At 53.7% G+C, this 17,551-nt stretch carries 21 protein-coding genes, 1 tRNA gene and 1 other RNA gene; 9 read left to right on the forward strand and 14 right to left on the reverse strand.

What is annotated here, in order from left to right:
- Window positions 1-2 precede the first annotated feature (2 nt).
- The 9 genes from gp17 to PEL8287_RS16850 form a co-directional block, all read right to left on the reverse strand.
- A complete protein-coding gene (gp17, locus tag PEL8287_RS16810; RefSeq protein ID WP_085893596.1) occupies window positions 3-422 on the reverse strand; it encodes a tail completion protein gp17 in 420 nt (139 codons plus the stop codon).
- The gene (locus PEL8287_RS16815; RefSeq protein WP_085893597.1) at window positions 415-837 is read right to left on the reverse strand and encodes an HK97-gp10 family putative phage morphogenesis protein; all 423 of its coding nucleotides are present in this window, start codon (window positions 835-837) and stop codon (window positions 415-417) included. Before PEL8287_RS16815 ends, gp17 begins: the two co-directional genes overlap by 8 nt.
- A complete protein-coding gene (locus PEL8287_RS16820; protein ID WP_085893598.1) occupies window positions 824-1,123 on the reverse strand; it encodes a head-tail connector protein in 300 nt (99 codons plus the stop codon). Before PEL8287_RS16820 ends, PEL8287_RS16815 begins: the two co-directional genes overlap by 14 nt.
- Window positions 1,123-1,560, reverse strand: coding sequence for a hypothetical protein (locus tag PEL8287_RS16825; RefSeq protein ID WP_085893599.1), 438 nt, complete (start codon window positions 1,558-1,560; stop codon window positions 1,123-1,125). The genes PEL8287_RS16820 and PEL8287_RS16825 overlap by 1 nt, the downstream gene beginning before the upstream one ends.
- Window positions 1,557-1,901 (reverse strand): HNH endonuclease, encoded by a 345-nt coding sequence (locus tag PEL8287_RS16830; protein ID WP_085893600.1) that lies wholly within the window; start codon window positions 1,899-1,901, stop codon window positions 1,557-1,559. The genes PEL8287_RS16825 and PEL8287_RS16830 overlap by 4 nt, the downstream gene beginning before the upstream one ends.
- Window positions 1,901-2,416 (reverse strand): hypothetical protein, encoded by a 516-nt coding sequence (locus PEL8287_RS16835; protein ID WP_139837839.1) that lies wholly within the window; start codon window positions 2,414-2,416, stop codon window positions 1,901-1,903. Before PEL8287_RS16835 ends, PEL8287_RS16830 begins: the two co-directional genes overlap by 1 nt.
- A 98-nt stretch (window positions 2,417-2,514) precedes the next feature.
- Window positions 2,515-4,080, reverse strand: a complete 1,566-nt coding sequence (locus PEL8287_RS16840; RefSeq protein WP_085893602.1) for a phage major capsid protein — start codon at window positions 4,078-4,080, stop codon at window positions 2,515-2,517.
- Window positions 4,077-4,394, reverse strand: coding sequence for a gene transfer agent family protein (locus PEL8287_RS16845; RefSeq protein ID WP_085893603.1), 318 nt, complete (start codon window positions 4,392-4,394; stop codon window positions 4,077-4,079). Before PEL8287_RS16845 ends, PEL8287_RS16840 begins: the two co-directional genes overlap by 4 nt.
- Complete coding sequence (locus tag PEL8287_RS16850) at window positions 4,391-5,569, reverse strand: phage portal protein (RefSeq protein WP_085893604.1); 1,179 nt, start codon at window positions 5,567-5,569, stop codon at window positions 4,391-4,393. Before PEL8287_RS16850 ends, PEL8287_RS16845 begins: the two co-directional genes overlap by 4 nt.
- A gap of 484 nt (window positions 5,570-6,053) precedes the next feature.
- Here PEL8287_RS16850 and PEL8287_RS16860 point away from each other — a divergent pair, with 484 nt between their 5' ends.
- Together PEL8287_RS16860 and PEL8287_RS19835 are read left to right on the forward strand one after the other, a co-directional pair.
- The gene (locus PEL8287_RS16860; protein WP_085893606.1) at window positions 6,054-6,602 is read left to right on the forward strand and encodes a hypothetical protein; all 549 of its coding nucleotides are present in this window, start codon (window positions 6,054-6,056) and stop codon (window positions 6,600-6,602) included.
- Between the two features lie 116 nt (window positions 6,603-6,718).
- Window positions 6,719-7,198 carry a hypothetical protein gene (locus PEL8287_RS19835; RefSeq protein ID WP_139837840.1) on the forward strand — a complete coding sequence of 160 codons (480 nt, stop codon included), beginning with the start codon at window positions 6,719-6,721 and terminating at the stop codon, window positions 7,196-7,198.
- 97 nt (window positions 7,199-7,295) lie between these two features.
- On the opposite strand, the gene PEL8287_RS16865 is transcribed toward PEL8287_RS19835, so the two are convergent.
- A complete protein-coding gene (locus PEL8287_RS16865) occupies window positions 7,296-8,861 on the reverse strand; it encodes a DUF6538 domain-containing protein (protein ID WP_085893607.1) in 1,566 nt (521 codons plus the stop codon).
- A gap of 89 nt (window positions 8,862-8,950) precedes the next feature.
- Window positions 8,951-9,026: transfer RNA gene (locus tag PEL8287_RS16870), tRNA-Val, on the reverse strand.
- 150 nt (window positions 9,027-9,176) lie between these two features.
- Between PEL8287_RS16870 and ssrA the strand changes: the two genes are divergently transcribed.
- From ssrA to PEL8287_RS16905, 7 genes are all read left to right on the forward strand, one after another.
- Window positions 9,177-9,532, forward strand: a transfer-messenger RNA (tmRNA) gene (ssrA, locus tag PEL8287_RS16875).
- Window positions 9,533-9,736: 204 nt separating this feature from the next.
- Window positions 9,737-10,561: a chromate resistance protein ChrB domain-containing protein gene (locus tag PEL8287_RS16880; protein ID WP_085893608.1), complete on the forward strand. Its 825-nt coding sequence runs from the start codon at window positions 9,737-9,739 to the stop codon at window positions 10,559-10,561.
- Window positions 10,554-11,807: a chromate efflux transporter gene (gene chrA, locus PEL8287_RS16885; protein ID WP_085893609.1), complete on the forward strand. Its 1,254-nt coding sequence runs from the start codon at window positions 10,554-10,556 to the stop codon at window positions 11,805-11,807. The genes PEL8287_RS16880 and chrA overlap by 8 nt, the downstream gene beginning before the upstream one ends.
- A 73-nt stretch (window positions 11,808-11,880) precedes the next feature.
- Window positions 11,881-12,342 carry an SspB family protein gene (locus tag PEL8287_RS16890; protein WP_085893610.1) on the forward strand — a complete coding sequence of 154 codons (462 nt, stop codon included), beginning with the start codon at window positions 11,881-11,883 and terminating at the stop codon, window positions 12,340-12,342.
- A gap of 305 nt (window positions 12,343-12,647) precedes the next feature.
- Window positions 12,648-14,039 carry a class II fumarate hydratase gene (gene fumC, locus PEL8287_RS16895; protein WP_085893611.1) on the forward strand — a complete coding sequence of 464 codons (1,392 nt, stop codon included), beginning with the start codon at window positions 12,648-12,650 and terminating at the stop codon, window positions 14,037-14,039.
- A complete protein-coding gene (locus PEL8287_RS16900) occupies window positions 14,039-14,218 on the forward strand; it encodes a DUF4169 family protein (RefSeq protein ID WP_085893612.1) in 180 nt (59 codons plus the stop codon). The genes fumC and PEL8287_RS16900 overlap by 1 nt, the downstream gene beginning before the upstream one ends.
- A complete protein-coding gene (locus PEL8287_RS16905; RefSeq protein ID WP_085893613.1) occupies window positions 14,215-14,463 on the forward strand; it encodes a ribbon-helix-helix domain-containing protein in 249 nt (82 codons plus the stop codon). The genes PEL8287_RS16900 and PEL8287_RS16905 overlap by 4 nt, the downstream gene beginning before the upstream one ends.
- On the opposite strand, the gene PEL8287_RS16910 is transcribed toward PEL8287_RS16905, so the two are convergent.
- The 3 genes from PEL8287_RS16910 to PEL8287_RS16920 all read right to left on the reverse strand — a co-directional run bounded on the left by PEL8287_RS16910 (window position 14,454) and on the right by PEL8287_RS16920 (window position 17,539).
- The gene (locus tag PEL8287_RS16910) at window positions 14,454-14,699 is read right to left on the reverse strand and encodes a hypothetical protein (protein ID WP_085893614.1); all 246 of its coding nucleotides are present in this window, start codon (window positions 14,697-14,699) and stop codon (window positions 14,454-14,456) included. The genes PEL8287_RS16905 and PEL8287_RS16910 overlap by 10 nt on opposite strands.
- Window positions 14,700-14,909: 210 nt before the next feature.
- Window positions 14,910-16,280 carry a cytochrome P450 gene (locus tag PEL8287_RS16915; protein ID WP_085893615.1) on the reverse strand — a complete coding sequence of 457 codons (1,371 nt, stop codon included), beginning with the start codon at window positions 16,278-16,280 and terminating at the stop codon, window positions 14,910-14,912.
- Window positions 16,277-17,539, reverse strand: a complete 1,263-nt coding sequence (locus PEL8287_RS16920) for a hypothetical protein (protein WP_085893616.1) — start codon at window positions 17,537-17,539, stop codon at window positions 16,277-16,279. Before PEL8287_RS16920 ends, PEL8287_RS16915 begins: the two co-directional genes overlap by 4 nt.
- Window positions 17,540-17,551 lie beyond the last annotated feature (12 nt).

Here is a 17,551-nt window from a genome sequence, read left to right on the forward strand (position 1 = left end):
GGTTACACACTCCACCGAATGGCGGCTTCAACGGTGGCAACACCATGGGTGTAGGCAAGCTCTGGCTGTGGGTCGCGCATCCACTGAAAGCTGGGGCGCTGGTAGTCGTCAACGCTACAATCAACCGGTGCCGGTGCATCCCAAAGCGCTACGGATACAGCGTGGCCAATGGCCTGCGCTGCTTCTGCGCCATCTTCGATTGCCCATATATGCAGATCGAGAAATACACGGGTTAGATATTGCCCACCGGATGCACGGCCTAAGTGCTGAGTTTGGGCATGTGCCATGATTACAGAGGGCAGTTTGTCCGGACGCGTGGAACCGGCGCGAATGTTGTCTATATCCACTAGGGCGATCACGTCTGGTGCCACAATTAGGGCGGCGCGCACGGCTGTCTTAAGGGCGATGCTTGGCTCAACCATTGGCCACACCTGCTTTCTTAATTGCCTGTCCTACGGCACGGGCGATGCGCCGCATAACGCGCGGTTTGGCGATGCGAAAACCGGGGCGCATAAACGGCTGTGCTTCTGATTTGACGGTGCCAAATTCGACCATATGGCCGGTGCGCACCTCCGGGTTGCCGACTGTAACCAACGCTTGATTGGGTGCAGCGATCGTACTGCCACCACCAACGGCATAAGCCGGGGTTGTCTCACCCGGTCCTGTCACCGCAATGGACGCTTGCAAGTCGCCTTCATCCACGGGCACCAGCGCGCGCATGTTATCTGCGATCTCACCGGCACCCTTAAGCAAGGCCGGTTTCAAGTGTTTCAGCACCTCAGCCGGAATGGCTTCTAGGCGCAGTTCCAATGCCTTTGATCCCTTAAGGCGCGACATAGCCGGTCACACTTTCTCTGTAAGAATTAAGCAGATCACGAACGCCAAATGGCACTGGCCTGCCACTGCCTTCAAAGGATGCAGCCTCGCGCTGTTCGTACCAGTATGCGGCAAGCTGCAATGCAGCCTCAGTCAGCGCTGCGTCACCAGCGGCAAAGGCCACGCCGGTATGATTGCCGATCCAGATTTCAGCGGCGTCCAGCTTGTGTGCTAGCAGTGCGTCGTCAAGATCGTGGTCTAGGTTGAGTTGGCTCTTGAGCAGAGCAACGGGTGTCAGTGCGGCCATTAGCTCGCCTTCCTTTTTGAAAAACTTATTTTAGGCGTCTCTTGTGCGTCTCTTCCCGCGCCGGTCCCTAAAAACACGCCCAAATTGGAGACTACCCCCGCCTGCTCAGGCCTGCGCCTGTTCTGCTTGTAGCCACGGTTGCGAACTTTCATTTTAATGGGTGTTACTATTATGCGCCGATTGACCAGATCATCCGGCGAAGGTGCCATGGCGATAAGCCCAGTCATACGTTCGCGCAGAAACTCAGCATCTATTCCTGCCAGATCACACACCGTATCGAAGTTACTATTTTTAATGGTCAGGTAGTTGCGCGCCTGTTTGATTGCATCGATTTTAACGACTGTATTACCCTGAATGCCGCTTACACCTTCAAGGGCGTCAGCAATCACCAACATTAAAACCGCAACCCAAAGTGCTTGTGATCCGTCATGCGTCATTGCTGGCGTTCCAACCGTTGTTTGTGCCGGTTGTGACAGGGTGCGCAAAGTGGCTGCCAGTTTGTGCGATCCCAGAACAGGGCTTCATCACCTTTGTGCGGGATGATGTGATCAACAACGGTTGCTTTGGCGCTGCATCCTTTGAGGGCACAGCGATCATTGATCTTTAGAAACGCTGCACGTGCTTTGCGCCAGCCATGGCCATAGCCACGTGCCGATGCAGACGGGCGGTTACGGTCGTGGCGTTTGTTACGGGCACGGGTGGAAGCGATCTGACAGGTGCAACGCATACCATGCGGCACTGTGCGGCCACATGTGCAGAGATGGGGTGGCCGTGGCATTAGAGTTTCCCCAAGCCTTTGAGTGCGTGCATCCCAGCACGGTCGAAATCAGGATCAAGACCCTGTTCGGTGTTTTGTTTGCGCTGTTCATCTGAAGGGCCAGTGGCATCATCATCTTCAGCTTCGCCGTGGATGGCCTTTAACTTGGTAATGTGGCCGGTGAATGCTTCGGTGATTTCCTGCGGCGTGGCATACCATGCTGTTTCTGGGGGCCAGCCCAACCAGCCTGTAGCAATGCGAAAAAGCTCTTTATAGACCTCACCTAGTGGCATTGGTTTGCCTGTCGGCTTGGCTTCTTTCTGATCTTCCGGGGGTGTTGGTAGTAGTGCCACGCAAAGCCCGAAGAGTGTGGCCTGTGTGGCGTTGATGAAAGCCGATAGTGGTTTGCTTGCGGCGCTAGTCAGAAGGCGCTCAGCGGCATGCCTATCAGTGGCGCTGGATAGCACAATCTCGCGTACAGTTCCGGTATGGAATTGCTCAAGTTTCTTCAACAGCGCCGGGAAATCGTCATGCAAGTGTTCAAGATAAGTAGCGGCCCGCAATGACGGGCGCAGGTAAACGGTGTTTCCACCGAATGCCAACTCAAACCGATCATTTGCGAGCCGCTTATTCATTACGCAGCGACACGCAGTTTAATGAAGCGATCCGGGTGCGTCAGGTCTGCACCAACGCGTTTCCGGGCATGGAAACGAACCTGACCATTTGTCGCCAGTGCGTATGGATCACGCATGGTGGACAGGCCGATACGATCAACAATCCGATAACCAGTCATATCACCAAACAAGATTGGGGCACTGCCTGCGGCAATGTCATCCATGTCGGTCATTTCAACAATTGGACGGCCCAGAAGGGTAGCAGGTGCGCCTTCGCTGATCGGATCGATTAGCAAATACCTCCCACTTGTGTCTGCCGACTGGCGAAGTATCGCTAAGGTGTTCCTATTCATCACCCAAACAGCGTTTTGCGCATGGGTGGTGGCAATCTGGTGGAACATCGAAATTATCAAATCTGTGGGGTTACCGAGGAAACCGTCAGCCGCACCCGTTTTGATCTCGGGAATTCCGGTTGCGGTCATAATGCCGGTTGGCTGCTCCGTTCCTGATCCATTTACGAAGGCCAAACCTTCGGTTTTGGCGAAGGATTCTGCGAAGTCGGCAAGCAGCTCACCTTCGAGATTATAGGCATTATCTTCCAAAAGCTGATTTGAAACGTCAGTGAAAGTTGCCAGCTCATGTGGTGTCAACTTGACCTGTTCAAATGTCATGCCACTTTCAGTGCGATTAGCAGTCTCAGTAACCCATGTGGCGGCTGTGCCAGAAACCCGGCGCGGATAGATGATGTCAGGTGCGGAGATATTCACGACGCGCGCATATTTGCGAATGGGCGAAAATTCATTCAGCAGTTTGATCAATTCGCCGCCGAATTCTTCAGGGGCCAAATAGCCACCGGACGTGGCAGTGCTAATAGTCAGCGCTTTAACTTCGTCTGGGCTGATCCGTTCAACGCCACGACGCAGGAATGCATCAAAGGCTTTGCGTTCTGGTTTGTCAGCGGGGGCGATGATGTGAACGCCTTGCGGGCGGTTCGATTTGGCTTCCATGCGATCAAGGCGGGCTTTGATCTCATTGAAGGCTTTTAGATCGACCTGGGGGGCGTCGTTAGCCGGGGTTTGCGCTTCCAGTTCGTTTTCGTTTTCTTCATTTTCCACGTGTGGATTCTCCTTTGAGGAATTGGGGGTGTCATCGGATTTGAGGGATGTAATCTGCGCACCCGGATGACACGGGATGGCTACGATTGAGATTTCATGAAGCTGGGCGGCGCTAATTGTGCGGCCCTTGGCATGGCGTTTGGCGCTCTTTGTGACAAAGCCAATAGACAGACCCGATACGGCCTTACTGCGGATCATGGCGCGAACTTCGCGCGCCCGTTCTACATCTTCGACCAGCAAGCGACCTTTGACGGTCAGGCCTTCACTGGATTCACTAATCTGGTCCCAGACGCCAACAACCTGATTTTGATCGTGGGCAAAGAGCATCGGCAAGGTATCGGGTGCGGTAAACGCGCCTTTTTCGATCACGTCACCAACACGATCCGGGGTGCCAAAAGGCCATGCGATACCGGTGATCTCGCCTGTCTCAGTGACAGACAACTGCGCCTTAATTTCTATACGTTCGCTCATGTGGCAGGCTCATCTTCGTCGGAGCCACCCCAACGATTATCCAGTACGTCCAGCGCCAGCGGGTACAACTCGTCAATCGGACGGTTCCGGGCGTAGCTATCAGTCAGGTGCATAGCCTGTTCCGGGGTGTTGCCACCGCCGATCAGGCCAAGCCGAATGATCTCGACCAGATCGGCCAACTTGAATTGCATGTTCACCGCGCGCAGGTAGATCGCACCGATCCCAAGATCGGTGATCCGTTCTAGTTCGGTGATCATGTCGTCTGTCAGGGCAAAGATGTGTTCACCATCCCCGAAGAATGCCGTGTGGTTCATGCGCTTTCCTTTGCTGCACTGGTCGTGAAGGGATTTTGCAGCTCGTTGCCGTCATCATGGGGTGGCAGATTCAATCCTGCGCGCACCTCGTTGCCGGTTAGTGCCCCCATTGCGCGATACTGCCCGTAGGCAGTTGCACGAGCTGCGGTATCGGTAGTCAGCAAGTCGTCAGTGATAAATTCGATGTAGAAGGCTTCGCGCTCTTCTGGGGTTAGCAGGACGCGTGAATAGGCCCAGACCCATTGCTTCAACCATGGTTTCAGGGTGACCTTGTGGAACTGCCGGAACATCTCTTCGGTGTTGGACCAAGTGCCGCGTGAAAGCTCAAAGAGCATGGTCGGCGGAACCCGAAATACGCGGGCGATTTCTCTGGTCTGTTCAAGGCGATTTTCGGCAAACTGTGTGTCCGCGAGGGTCATGGACAACTGTTTGTAATCCATTTCCTCATCCAGAATTGCGGTGCCACCTGCGCTCTGGCCAGCATGGGAAGTAAACCAGCTCGCGGCCAATTTCTTTTTGGCCTCAACATCCAGAGACTTGGGTGATTTGATTATCCCGGACGGACGGCCCCCATTGGCAAACACACCGCCGATATGGCCCTCAAAGGCCAGTGCCAAGGCAATGGCTTCGCGGCCAAGGGTGATAGGTGAAATGCCGCCAAATGGTTGAAGGTGCAGCACGTCCTGAAAGCTGTGCTGCACATCGCCACTCGAAGTGCGAACGATATAGAAGGGCTCACCATCTGGCGCGTGCTCGGTGCGCACATTTGCCGGGTCGATCCGGTGCAATTCAAACGGGGTGCCATCGCGCAGGCGGGTGACAAGAGCATAGCCATTGCCGATCAGTAGGGCGTCTGTAGTTAGTTCGGTGCGCAACTGTTCGGCGCTGGTCCACTCATTCGCTGCTTCGTGCACCAGTTTGTAAGCGGGGTGATCTTTTGCTGCCTGCTTATCGTCCCGCTGGTACACCTTGGCTGGTAAGCATCCAATCGTATCTGCGATCAAGCCAACGGCACATGATACAGCAGGAACGCGCATGGCGCTGTTCGGGCTAACCAGAATACCGGCTGCGGTTGGTGTCGCTGCGAACAGCCCAAAGGCCTCTGCGTCAGTAAGCGAGATAGCCTTTTCCTCGGTTGAGAAACCAAGGACCTTTTTGATTTTCGTAAATGCCATTCGATCCACGTGCAATTATGTGTGTGACATAATTACCACACATTGAATCGCAGTGGAAGATAAATGTTATATTATAACGATAGCATTCAAATTAGGCCATAACCAAAGTAAAATCGTCAGTTGTCCGCTTTGAGCCCATTGTGTTGAAAAAGTCGGTCTCCGGTCAGGGACAGGCAGACCGGCGGAATATAGTCCCGCAAGGGCGCGGCTTCGCAAACAAGGTTTGCCAGAAGGCCATGAGGCGGAACAATGTTCTGAGTTTTTGATACGATTTTCGGGATGCGGAGTTTTTCAACACAATCAGCCCATAGCATTCATTCACTCACCAGGATCTTGAGCTCTATTTACCCACAGGCTTACGCTAACGTCAGGCTGCGACCGGGCACCCAACCGAACCAACCTGCGGAAGTTGGTCAGGTATTCCATACTTTGTTTGCGTGATCGGCCGGTGTAGGTTGAAATCGCGAACAACAAGTAGGCTCTTATGAAATTTCCTTTCCTTGCCATTCTCGCGGTGATCGTAATTTCTGCGGGTTGCGTACCGATCCCATCGAAGACCACCCACCGTTTCTTTCAGCCGCAATGTGCAGAGTTGAATGCGCAGGAAATTAAAGGATGCGGCCGCGCCGTTTGGGGGGTTGAGTTTCCTATCGGCCCCGGTCGCAGACATGACGTTAGCGTAAGCCTGAGTGTAAATAGAGATGGCCGGGTCATGGCATTGGTCGGAGCCTACGCCGCGACAACTACCGAAATCACGATCGTCCCTGACCGTCTGCGGCTTGTCTCAGGTGGACGCCGTTACGCCCCAACTTCGACTTTAGGACCGGACGTGAGGCGCGCTGGCGACCGAAACAGAATACATGTCGGCAAGGCAATCTTTAACATCAATCCCGTTCAAAACCAGACATACGAGATTTTGGTGCTGCCCGGCGCGGTTCGCGTTGATGGAAAAGAGATGTCGCTGCCTTCGATGCGCTTCGTCTACGTAGTTAAAACCAATGTCCAACTGATCCAGCCGCTCCTCAATACTTGATTAGCCAGATTTACGCCGCAAACAAGTGTACTAGCGCCTGCAAGGCTCGGCTGAGCCGCGTTTGGCGAACCAGTCCTGCTACACGGCGAATACCATGCTGACAAAGGATATTTCCAATGAAAATTGTAACATGTGGGTTGAGACCTGCAGTCGTTTTGTCGATTTGCCTGGTGTTCTTGGTTGCGTGCAATACAACCACCTCGAGAAACTTTGAAGCGCGCGGGGCTCCGGCAAGTCAAGCCGAGATAGTCCAACATTTTTCAGGGAAATTCGTTAAGACCGGTGAGGGTGGAACCTATTTAGGTATAGATGGAAGCCTGAAAGGCATAGACCCAGCGGGTGGTTCGCCAATATCCATTGGAAGTTGGAGCGCGGGAAATGCTCTTTGTTTCACACTAGTCTATTACGGAAAACAGAATGGCCAAACAGCCTCCAGTGGCGAAGAAGAAACCTGTTATCTTATTTGGATCAATCCCGATGGCACCAGCATTGCTGATCCGGTAGGTTCAGGCGCTAATCTCGATATCGCAAAGCCCGTACCAGGTTTTCCAATTGAGAACCGCTTTAATGCCTTGCGTGCGGAACTTGGTGTCTAAACGGCTCCAACTTGTCGTCAGCTATCAGACCAAAGACGCTTAGACGAACGGCAGCTTTGTCCGCACTGCTGACCTTCGTCCAATATGGAGCAACAGGTCATGATCCTAGATCGTATGCCGGTAGCTTGTTGATTGCGTCAATCTTGGTCTTAAGGGTCACGTCACCATAAGCATCACCAGCGGTCCTTCCCGCGTGGCCTTGAATGGCATCCACGACACGATCAGAAATACCCAATTCCCGACATTGCGTTTTCAGCCGGTGCCGCCAAGCGTGGTTAGGCTGCATACCCTCTGGACATAGTTCATTCTTTCGAAGCCAGTCAGCAAGCTGGTTAGATGCTTGTTTAGATTTTTGCTCATACTTCGCCGAATCGGCACCATTGTGAAACAGAGGCCCCTGCCCTGCATCCCGCGCAAAATCAGCAAAACCAAGATCGATAATCTGCTGGTGCAAAGGCACGTCACGATAGCCACCAGATTTCACCGTGCCTGCGTCTGGCGTAATCCGAGCCGTCCATTGCCCGTTCTGACATTGAATATCTTCGGCACGAAGCTGGGTAATCTCAGAAACACGAGCACCTGTGAAAGCGCATATGATCGGTACCCATTGCTTAGCCGCTACTAGCTGAGATTTCTCTCGAATGTAGCCATTTCCATCTTTGTTAGGCTGGTATGCCCTAGACGCGTTCAAAACCTTCACGGCCTCATCCAAGGTATATCCACGCTCGCGGGAATATACTTTGCGCGGTTTTGGCTGTTTCACTGTGGCTGCAACGTTCTCCGGCAGACGGTCATTCTCTGCGGCCCAATTCAACAATGTACGGACGGTTGAAAGATCAACATCGCTCACGGTCTTAGCCGCCTTGGTGCGCAACAGGAAATCGCGCCACGCCAGCATATCCTTTTTTGTGATTCGGTCTGCATCGTCGTGTTTTAAGAACTTACGCAGATTCTCAATCACCGAACGTTGCCGTTTCCCGCCATCACGCATGAACCCCGCCTGCATCCGCACTGCAACGTATTCCGCCCAGAGTTTCGATAGACTAACCCGCTGTTGCGGTTCCTCTGGCGGCTGTGCATCTTTGATGATCGGTGCTGTGGGTTGCCCCGAAAAATCTCCCTCGTCGCGTTCTACAACACGTGCCAGCGCTTCAAGTTCGGCACTGCAAAGGGCACGGGCGATAATGCGCCATTCATCACTGCCCGGCTCGGCGGTAACGTTGCCAGAGGCCCGGAAACGATCAATTTGAACACCTACTAATGCTTTTAACTCCGTGTCATTGGCGCGGCCAGCTATTGCGTCACGCAAGCGGTCAACCAAAACGTCATCAATCCCAACGCTGGGATATCGTGGATCGTTTCGCAAAACTTCATCAAAGGCAATTCGCTGCATGTAGTGGCTGTGCGCAATCTGGTCTGGTGCAAGAGGATAACGTGCAGCTGTCGTTTGCCGCCCCGGTGTTGCCTCACGTTCTGCTATGGCGATCTTATGTTGAAGCTGCGCCACTGCGCCGGGCAGCAACTTTAGGGCTTCCCTGTAGTCGCCACCTAAAGGCAACCTTATTTCAGTCTTCCCAATTGCCGCGCGCAAGTCCTTGGGAACCACGAGCCGCGCGTGATATCTTCCAGAGCGATTGATTAAGTTTCTGACTTTACCCGCCATGATAACCCCGTTTGTAACCAAAGTTGTAACCTTGAAACGGGCAAAGCGCCTGTAATGCAAGGGTTTTCTTTATTATCAATGGGATAGAGTGGTGGGTGATGAGAGACTCGAACTCCCGACATCTTCGGTGTAAACGAAGCGCTCTACCAACTGAGCTAATCACCCGCTGCGGGCCTCTTAGCCAAGCCTGCGCCGGGGCGCAAGAGGGTTTGAAGCGTTCTGGGTCATTTGGCGGGAATTACGCCGGCGTTCTGGCACCAGAAGGTCACACCCTGCCTGCCGATACCCGAAACGTGTGCAAAACGTTCAAAACGCCCCCTTTGCAAAGCGCGCCGCCCGCCCTATATATGGCAGGCTTCCTTCGGGGAGCTATGGACATAAACGCGCTCGTAATAAGCGGATCGGACCCGGGGGCGGTACCCGGCGGCTCCACCATAAATTCCCTTTATTGGGGGGACTTAGGGGCCGAAACAGGATCGACGAACGTCTAAAGGTGTTAGCTTTGTCCCGGTGAGTTACCACCGTTATCGGTACGCTAAGCATAATTGCCAATAACAATCATGCTCCGGTAGCTCTCGCAGCGTAAGCTGTTAGAAACACCGAAACTTAAGCCCTTGCCTCTAGCCAGGTAAGGCGGGGTTCGCAGGCACCTGGCAACAGAAGCCTGCACTTCACTTCCCTGAATCGCAGCCCTGTAATAGTTCATAAAGTGTTGATTCTGCGTGTTTTAAGCTATCAGTTTTGCGCCCTAACCGAACGGATTTGACAGCTTTGTCATTTCCATGCACAGTTCTCGACATGGGGTATCCAGCGACATCCCCGTGAGGCGCCAGCCCAAAGTCGCATCCACTGCCTGTTTTACCAGAGGATGTGCCATGCCAGCCCCCAATGAAATAACCCCTCAAAAACTTCTTCGCCTGATTGGAACACCGGATCGCCCCGTCATCGTCGATATCTCGATCGACCCGGATTTTGACGCAGATCCATATTTGATTCCCGGGTCGATTCGGCATCGATATGACGATATATTTAGTCTTATCAATATACTAGATGGTGAACCCTGTGTGGTTGCCTGTCAGAAAGGTCGCAAGCTCAGCCAAGGTTTGGCGGCATTGCTACGCAGCCATGGCATTTCGGCCGACTACCTTTCGGGCGGCATCTACGGCTGGCGTGACACACCGGAAGCCCCCCGCATTCCCGCTGCCGCCATCCCCAATCCGGTCGGTGACAGTACCCTTTGGGTGACCCGACATCGCCCTAAGATCGATCGCATTGCATGCCCCTGGCTGATCAGGCGCTTTGTCGATCCGAATGCGCGCTTCCTATTTGTTTCCCCCTCCGAAGTTGAAGATGTTGCTTGCCGGTTTGGTGCGGTTCCTTTTGATATTGAAGGAGTTTTCTGGTCTCACCGCGACAGGAAATGTACTTTTGATACCATGCTGGAAGAGTTCGGGCTGCAGACAGATGCCTTATTGCGCCTTGCCAAAGTCATTCGCGGCGCCGATACCGACCGTCATGATCTGACGCCGCAATCAGCGGGTCTGCTGGCCTTGTCTGTAGGTTTGTCGCGTCAATTCAGGGATGACAACCAACAACTTGAAACCGGTCTCGGACTTTATGACGCGCTCTATCGTTGGGCCCGGGATGGGTATGAAGAAGGGCATCAGTGGCCGACAAAACAGGCACAAGGCAATGGATAAACCTGAATTCGCACAAATGTTTCGTGTCTTTGGGCGCATCGGCATCCTGTCTTTTGGCGGCCCTGCTGCGCAGATATCGCTGATGCATACCGAACTGGTGGATCGACATGAATGGTTGAACGAAAAACAGTTTCTGGGCGCACTTTCGTTCTGCATGCTGCTTCCTGGCCCGGAAGCGATGCAACTGGCCACCTATTCGGGCTGGCGCCTGCGTGGCGTGTCCGGGGGCCTGCTTGCCGGGTTGCTGTTTGTGCTTCCGGGTGCTGTGATCATCCTTGGTCTGGCTGCAGGATATGCCTACTACGGGCAGCTTCCTGTCGTTCAATCCATTTTCACCGGCATAAAAGCGGCCGTTGTTGTGATCGTTTTACAGGCCTTGCTGAAGTTGTCACACCGCGCCCTTAAAACAGCCAGCAGTTGGGGGTTGGCCGGTCTTGGCTTTGTCGCGATGTTTTTTCTATCGCTGCCTTTTCCGCTGATAATTGCCTCGGCTGCCCTATGGGGGTATGTCAGAACCCGGCAGGAACCGACGCCTTCTTTACATCAAAAATATGAATCAACTCATTACAAAAGAACAATAAAAACTATTTTTATATGGTCATTCATTTGGATTACTCCAATTCTTGTGGCCTGGGTTTCGGGCGCGACATTCCTGACCAGCATTGCGCTTTTTTTCAGCAAATTGGCTGTAGTCACCTTTGGCGGGGCCTATGCCGTTCTGGCCTACATGACCCAATCCGTTGTCGAAACTCATGGCTGGCTGAGCACCGCCCAGATGATCGACGCACTTGGCCTAGCAGAAACCACGCCCGGCCCTTTGATTTTGGTAACGGAATTCGTGGCGCTGCTGGCCGGGTTCTACCAAGGGGGACCCATACTTGCCATTACAGCTGGCACACTCGCCCTTTGGGTCACGTTTACCCCTTGTTTTTTATGGATTTTCGCAGGCGCGCCTTATGTCGAAGCGCTGTTGGCTCGCCCTCGTCTCAGGGGCGCGTTGGATGCGATCTCGGCCGCGGTGGTCGGGGTTATCCTTAATCTGTCAGTCTGGTTTGCCCTGCATGTGCTGTTCGATCAAGTCACCCGTACCCGGCTTGGTCCCCTGCCCGATCTGGCCACGTTTGCACCAGCCAGTGCAGCGCTGACCGGGTTTGCAGCTGTCGTGATGCTTGTTCTGCGCCTGCCGATGATCCCCACGCTGGGTATTTTGGCTATTGCCGGAGCTGCACTCGGGAGTTTCAGCTGACCGGCCCTACACCAGGTCTTTTGTTTTATTTCGAATCCCCTATGCTGAATTTCAGGAATCCCCGGGGTATGAGATGTCTCGTTCAATTGATTACGGAAACCTGATGCACCGCGCCATGCGTGGCCTGATTCAGGAAGTGCTGGCAGATGTTCGTGACAACGGCCTGCCGGGTGCACATCATTTCTTTATTACCTTCGACACCACCCACCCCGATGCCCGGCTGGCCGACTGGCTGAAGGAGCGCTATCCATCCGAAATGACGGTTGTCATGCAGCATTGGTTCGACAATCTTGAGGTAACTGACGATGGTTTTTCGGTCACCTTGAATTTTGGCGACTCACCGGAAACGCTTTATGTTCCATATGATTCCATTCAGACTTTTGTTGATCCGTCGGTTGAATTCGGTCTTCGCTTTGAGACTCAGGAAGATGACGATGCCGAAGAAAACGACCCCTCGTCGGAAACTGAAGACAGTACCGAAGAAAACAACAAACCTGATGCAGATGTCGTAAGCCTGGACAGCTTCCGTAAGTAGTCTGGTCTTAGCTGGATAGACTTCCCGATTTTTTTGCTTCCGGGGCTTTCCACTTTTTCTGAAAACCATTTTTCAGAGGGCCTTCGAGCTGCTTTAACTAAAGCGTTTTGCATTTAACCTGAGTTACAGATTTGATGTAAAACGCCCACAACATTGAAATGGCGTGGGCCTTTTCCACTTTCCCTGATTCAGGAAAAACGCAAAAGGATTTAGAAATTCATAAATCTGTATCCCGTGGTATACATCATTGATATTTCCGACACGTCAGGTATGTACGTGCCAAACCCCTAAGGAGAGCCTGGCAGATGACCGCAACCCGTACCGAAACAGACAGTTTTGGCCCGCTTGAAGTTCCCGCAGACAAATACTGGGGCGCGCAGACACAGCGCTCGATCATGAATTTTCCGATCGGCTGGGAAAAGCAACCCATTGCCATCGTCCGGGCCCTTGGCGTGATCAAGAAGGCCTGCGCGCAGGCCAACAAGGCCTCAGGCGCATTGGACGCCAAACTGGCCGATGCGATCATTCAGGCCGCTGGCGAGGTGATCGAGGGGAAGTTTGACGACAATTTCCCTCTTGTCGTCTGGCAAACCGGTTCAGGCACCCAATCGAACATGAATTCGAACGAGGTGATCGCCAACCGCGCCATCGAGATCATGGGCGGAGTGATCGGGTCGAAAGATCCTGTTCACCCCAATGATCATTGCAACATGGGGCAAAGTTCGAATGATACTTTTCCGACCGCGATGCATATAGCTACGGCGATGTCGGTACGCGATGTACTATTGCCTGGTCTTGAAAAATTCGCGACCGGACTTGAAACCAAAGCCGCGGAATTCAAGGATATCATCAAGATTGGCCGCACCCACACGCAGGATGCAACGCCGCTTACTTTGGGTCAGGAATTCTCGGGATACGCCCATCAGATACGTATGGGCATTTCGCGGGTAAACTCGGCACTGCATGGCATATATGAATTGGCCCAAGGCGGCACTGCCGTTGGCACCGGTCTCAATACCAAAAAGGGTTGGGGCGAAACCGTCGCGGCCAACATGGCCGAGATCACAGATTTGCCTTTCGTGACGGCCCCCAACAAATTCGAGTCGCTTGCAGCCCATGATGCCATGGTGTTCATGTCTGGCGCACTGGCTACCGTCGCTGGCTCTTGCTACAAGATCGCCAACGATATTCGGTTCCTAGGGTCTGGCCCCCGCTCGGGTCTGGGCGAGCTGATCCTGCCCGAGAACGAACCTGGCAGTTCGATCATGCCGGGCAAGGTAAATCCGACGCAGGCCGAAGCCATGACACAGGTTGCCGCTCATGTCATGGGCAACGATGCCGCGATCAAGTTTGCGGGCAGCCAGGGGCATTTCGAACTGAACGTCTATAACCCGATGATGTCTTACAATCTGCTGCAATCCATTCAGTTGCTGGGGGATGTCGCCGACAGCTTTACTGAACGTATGCTCAACGGCATTCAGGCAAATGAACCGCGGATCGAAAAACTGATGACAGAATCTCTAATGCTGGTAACGGCTCTGGCGCCTGAGATCGGATATGACAACGCTACCAAGGTTGCGAAAACAGCGCACAAGAACGGCACCACACTGAAAGAAGAAGCCATTTCGCTAGGATTTGTAGATGCCGAAACCTTCGAGCGTGTTGTGCGCCCAGAAAAGATGATCGGCCCCAAGTGATGGGCAAGCCGGTCAACCTGAACCGGTTTCGAAAAAACAAGGCGCGGGCCGATGCCAAGGTCCGCGCCGATCAGAATGCAGCCAAGCACGGCCTTACCAAGGCGGTAAAAGAACTGGAAAAGGCGCGCGCCGAAAAGGCCGCCAGATCTCTGGACCAGCTAAAGCGTGACGGCGAATGAGTGGTCGCCCGGTGAAACGCTCTTTGACGCTTAGGGGGCACCGTACCAGCGTGTCACTGGAAGACGAGTTTTGGCAGGCGTTCCGGAAAATTGCCGCCGCGCAAAACCGCCCTATCAACGCTCTTGCTGCAGAGTTGGACGAGGCGCGCGGCAACGACATGGGTCTTGCATCGGCGATACGGTTATTTGTGCTGAGACACCTGCAGTCCCGATTGCGAGACAGCGTTGACAAGGGTCAGCCGTAAAGCACGTCACGCAGCACTTTATTCAACTGAATCTCAGCACGCTCGCCAGGCGTAAACCGTCGCTGTCCTTCGCGGAGTTTGTCACTGAAAAGTTCAATAAGCTCATCCCGGTCGATCTGGTTAGACTCCTGTGGAACCTGCCAGGGCTTTTTGCGTTTCCCGCGCCACGCCGGAATCGGCAGACGGAAACGAAATTGCGATGGCTGCGCAGATTCGACTTTCGACTTTGCAAACATATTGTCCCCCCCCGGGATTTTATGAGGATGCTTCGATAGCAGAAAAATACAGCCCCAGGTAGTGTTTTTACAGGTGAAATCCCAAGGGTTTTTTCCCAACCCTTTCGGAGTTGTTAAATTTTCTTTAATTTACAGGTTCTTGCTGCGGTTTTGCGTGAAAAGTGCCGTAACGTCACAAATTATGACAATATTTCAAAAACTTGAAATACATCAGGTTTTTCGCGTTTCCACCCTGAGCCAAACCCCATTTTCACCACGTACTGTAAGATGCGCCACAGGTATTGCGGGCATTTCCGGAACCGGAATGAAACGATAGGCATGTACCAACATTGCCAATAACAGGGTTCCTTCGATCATGGCAAACCCTGCGCCGGGACAAACTCTCTGCCCTGCTGAAAAGGGAATATATGCGCGTCGCATACAATCCCGACCGTTTTCAGAGCTGTATCGTGACGGGTCGAACTCGTCCGGATTTTCCCACAACCGTTCGTGCCGATGAAGGTGCCACGGGCTTAGAACAATCTGGGCGCCCTTCGGCACAACTCGGTCCCGGAAGTTTTCATCACGCGCTGCCTCGCGCACCATCATTGGCACGGGTGGATATAATCGCAGCGCCTCGCGAAAAACGTCACGGACGACGCGTAGTTTTGACATATCTGCAAAGGCAGGCATTCCGCCGCGGAACACCTGATCTGCCTCGATTGCCACCCTGTCCTGCCATTCGGGGTAAAGCGCCAGAAGATACAGCGACCACGCAAGGGCCGACGCGCTGGTTTCATGGCCGGCCAGGAAAAAGATTGCAACCTGATCTACCATCTCATCGGTATCAAACCGGTCACCTGTTTCTGGGTCTGGCGTGCTCATTATTTTGGTGGCCAGATCATCTGGTGCGGTTCCGGCCTTGATCGCCGTCATACGATCGGTTGTCAGCTGCATGATCAGCTGTCGGATCGCCCGTGCCGTTTGCCGTGTGCGGCGGCTGCGAAAGCGCGGAAACCAGTTCGGCAGGGGCAACAAGGCGCCCAGGTTGACAACCGGCTGTGTTCGCTGATGGTCACGAAATTCCCGAAAGACATTGCTGGCCACCTCATGTTCGATCGGAATGGAAAACATCGTGCGAAAAATCACATCGGCGGCTGCGTGGCTGGTCTGCTCTTCGATCTCGACCGGAGCGCCATCAGCAAGGCTTTCAAGCCGCTGCACGGCACCCTGCCCTGCGGTATATACCGCCGGAAAGACATCGCGAAGCCGGCCACCTTCAAACGCCGGGTCAATAATCCGTCTTTGGCGTTTCCATACCTCACCGTTGGTTACGAAAACCGAATTGCCCAACAAAGGCGCCAGCCCTTCGCGGATGCGATCTGATTTGGGAAAGTCGTTCGGGCGCTGTTTCAGCACCAGATCAACCAGCTCTGGCTGGTTGCACATGTAAGACCGAAAGAACGGCGTACGAAATTCAGCCATCCAGGCGCGATAAAGCCGCGATGGTTGCGCTGACAATATGTCTTGGCGGAAAAGTTTCAGATATCGCCAGAGGGATACGCGCCCCTCGCGCGCTGGCGGTTTTGGCGGTGCTGTCATGGCGATACACTCGTATACCCCGACGTGGGCGTTTCAATCCGGCTTTTTGAAGCGGACCTGCCCGCATAACGCGCACCAAGAGTTGCCGGGCCTGCAGTGATCTGAAAATAATCGTAATCACCGGGGCGGTCGAACGCACAAAGATATTGAAAATGAAGACGGAAGAACCGCCAGCGCAATTCTTTCCAACGTTCAGGGCTGAGTGTTTGGGTGAAGGCCGCAGAAAGTACCAGTGGCCAGCGTTTGTTATCGGGGGCGACGCCCGAAACGCTGACGGGATCGCATAAGGCAAAAGAACAGCCATCACCCGGCGCGGTTACATCGACCCAACTGAGTTTGTCTGTGGATGCAAGAAAGGCAAGATCAGCCCGCAATCGATATGCTTGTGGCAGGAAGGACACCATTGGCACGACCTGTCCCAACGACAGAAACGACAGGGCCGGGCCATTTCCAGCGACTTGCCCCGCGCGGATCAGATCAGCCAGACAAGACACAGCCAGATGCGCCCCGGATGAATGACCAACCACCAGCACCTCGTCAGCGTTGCCTTTCAGTGCCTGCGCTATCTGTTCAGAAAACTTGGCCATTCTTTCTTCGATCTGTGGGGGGGTGGCACCGCGATGACGCGCCGAATAGGCGTAATCATGCATCAGGTAGTAAGCAAAAAACCTGCTGTCGCGGGACTTAAACCATCGTAGTGCCAGACATGACGCCGCCGCCCCTATTGCCAAGCCCAGGTAAATCGAAACGTCGGATACCGGGGTAGGCAATTCCCGATCAGGGCGAAAAAGCATGTCCCAGCCCTGAATGAATGCGATCCAGATCACTAAGCCCAACCCAAGTGACAACAGCAATTGCAACGTCAGAAATCCAACCGGGTAAAGTGCGGCAATAACCGGCCCCTTTCGGAGCCGTGTCATACGCGCCAATGCGCCACTGGCGGTATAAATCCACGCCGTCTGAACAAGTTGCAGATAGGTTTGAAATATACCCTGTGCCATGCTGTCGCGTACGATGTCAGACCAGACCAAAACCTGGAAATCTGACGTTGTCGGGGTGCCATCGATTACCGCATCCACCTGCCAGCCGTAGCCGCTCTTGCTTTGCTTTGGGGACAGTGCAATCTCATAACCCGAGATTTTCGCCTGAACACCGCTTTCCTTGCGATAGAGTTCACGATAGCGACGTGGATGAATGGGGTCATAACCCGGAAAATAAAAAACTTGCCTGCGCCGCACCTGGGTCCTGCTGCTACTCATGCGTCACCTCTT

The organism is Roseovarius litorisediminis (assembly GCF_900172295.1).
Lineage (GTDB): Bacteria > Pseudomonadota > Alphaproteobacteria > Rhodobacterales > Rhodobacteraceae > Roseovarius > Roseovarius litorisediminis.

Coding starts and splice junctions, on each gene's coding strand:
- gp17 (WP_085893596.1), bottom strand. CDS start 422: ATGGTTGAGCCAAGCATCGCCCTTAAGACAGCCGTGCGCGCCGCCCTA.
- PEL8287_RS16815 (WP_085893597.1), bottom strand. CDS start 837: ATGTCGCGCCTTAAGGGATCAAAGGCATTGGAACTGCGCCTAGAAGCC.
- PEL8287_RS16820 (WP_085893598.1), bottom strand. CDS start 1,123: ATGGCCGCACTGACACCCGTTGCTCTGCTCAAGAGCCAACTCAACCTA.
- PEL8287_RS16825 (WP_085893599.1), bottom strand. CDS start 1,560: ATGACGCATGACGGATCACAAGCACTTTGGGTTGCGGTTTTAATGTTG.
- PEL8287_RS16830 (WP_085893600.1), bottom strand. CDS start 1,901: ATGCCACGGCCACCCCATCTCTGCACATGTGGCCGCACAGTGCCGCAT.
- PEL8287_RS16840 (WP_085893602.1), bottom strand. CDS start 4,080: ATGAGCGAACGTATAGAAATTAAGGCGCAGTTGTCTGTCACTGAGACA.
- PEL8287_RS16845 (WP_085893603.1), bottom strand. CDS start 4,394: ATGAACCACACGGCATTCTTCGGGGATGGTGAACACATCTTTGCCCTG.
- PEL8287_RS16850 (WP_085893604.1), bottom strand. CDS start 5,569: ATGGCATTTACGAAAATCAAAAAGGTCCTTGGTTTCTCAACCGAGGAA.
- PEL8287_RS16860 (WP_085893606.1), top strand. CDS start 6,054: ATGAAATTTCCTTTCCTTGCCATTCTCGCGGTGATCGTAATTTCTGCG.
- PEL8287_RS19835 (WP_139837840.1), top strand. CDS start 6,719: ATGAAAATTGTAACATGTGGGTTGAGACCTGCAGTCGTTTTGTCGATT.
- PEL8287_RS16865 (WP_085893607.1), bottom strand. CDS start 8,861: ATGGCGGGTAAAGTCAGAAACTTAATCAATCGCTCTGGAAGATATCAC.
- PEL8287_RS16880 (WP_085893608.1), top strand. CDS start 9,737: ATGCCAGCCCCCAATGAAATAACCCCTCAAAAACTTCTTCGCCTGATT.
- chrA (WP_085893609.1), top strand. CDS start 10,554: ATGGATAAACCTGAATTCGCACAAATGTTTCGTGTCTTTGGGCGCATC.
- PEL8287_RS16890 (WP_085893610.1), top strand. CDS start 11,881: ATGTCTCGTTCAATTGATTACGGAAACCTGATGCACCGCGCCATGCGT.
- fumC (WP_085893611.1), top strand. CDS start 12,648: ATGACCGCAACCCGTACCGAAACAGACAGTTTTGGCCCGCTTGAAGTT.
- PEL8287_RS16900 (WP_085893612.1), top strand. CDS start 14,039: ATGGGCAAGCCGGTCAACCTGAACCGGTTTCGAAAAAACAAGGCGCGG.
- PEL8287_RS16905 (WP_085893613.1), top strand. CDS start 14,215: ATGAGTGGTCGCCCGGTGAAACGCTCTTTGACGCTTAGGGGGCACCGT.
- PEL8287_RS16910 (WP_085893614.1), bottom strand. CDS start 14,699: ATGTTTGCAAAGTCGAAAGTCGAATCTGCGCAGCCATCGCAATTTCGT.
- PEL8287_RS16915 (WP_085893615.1), bottom strand. CDS start 16,280: ATGACAGCACCGCCAAAACCGCCAGCGCGCGAGGGGCGCGTATCCCTC.
- PEL8287_RS16920 (WP_085893616.1), bottom strand. CDS start 17,539: ATGAGTAGCAGCAGGACCCAGGTGCGGCGCAGGCAAGTTTTTTATTTT.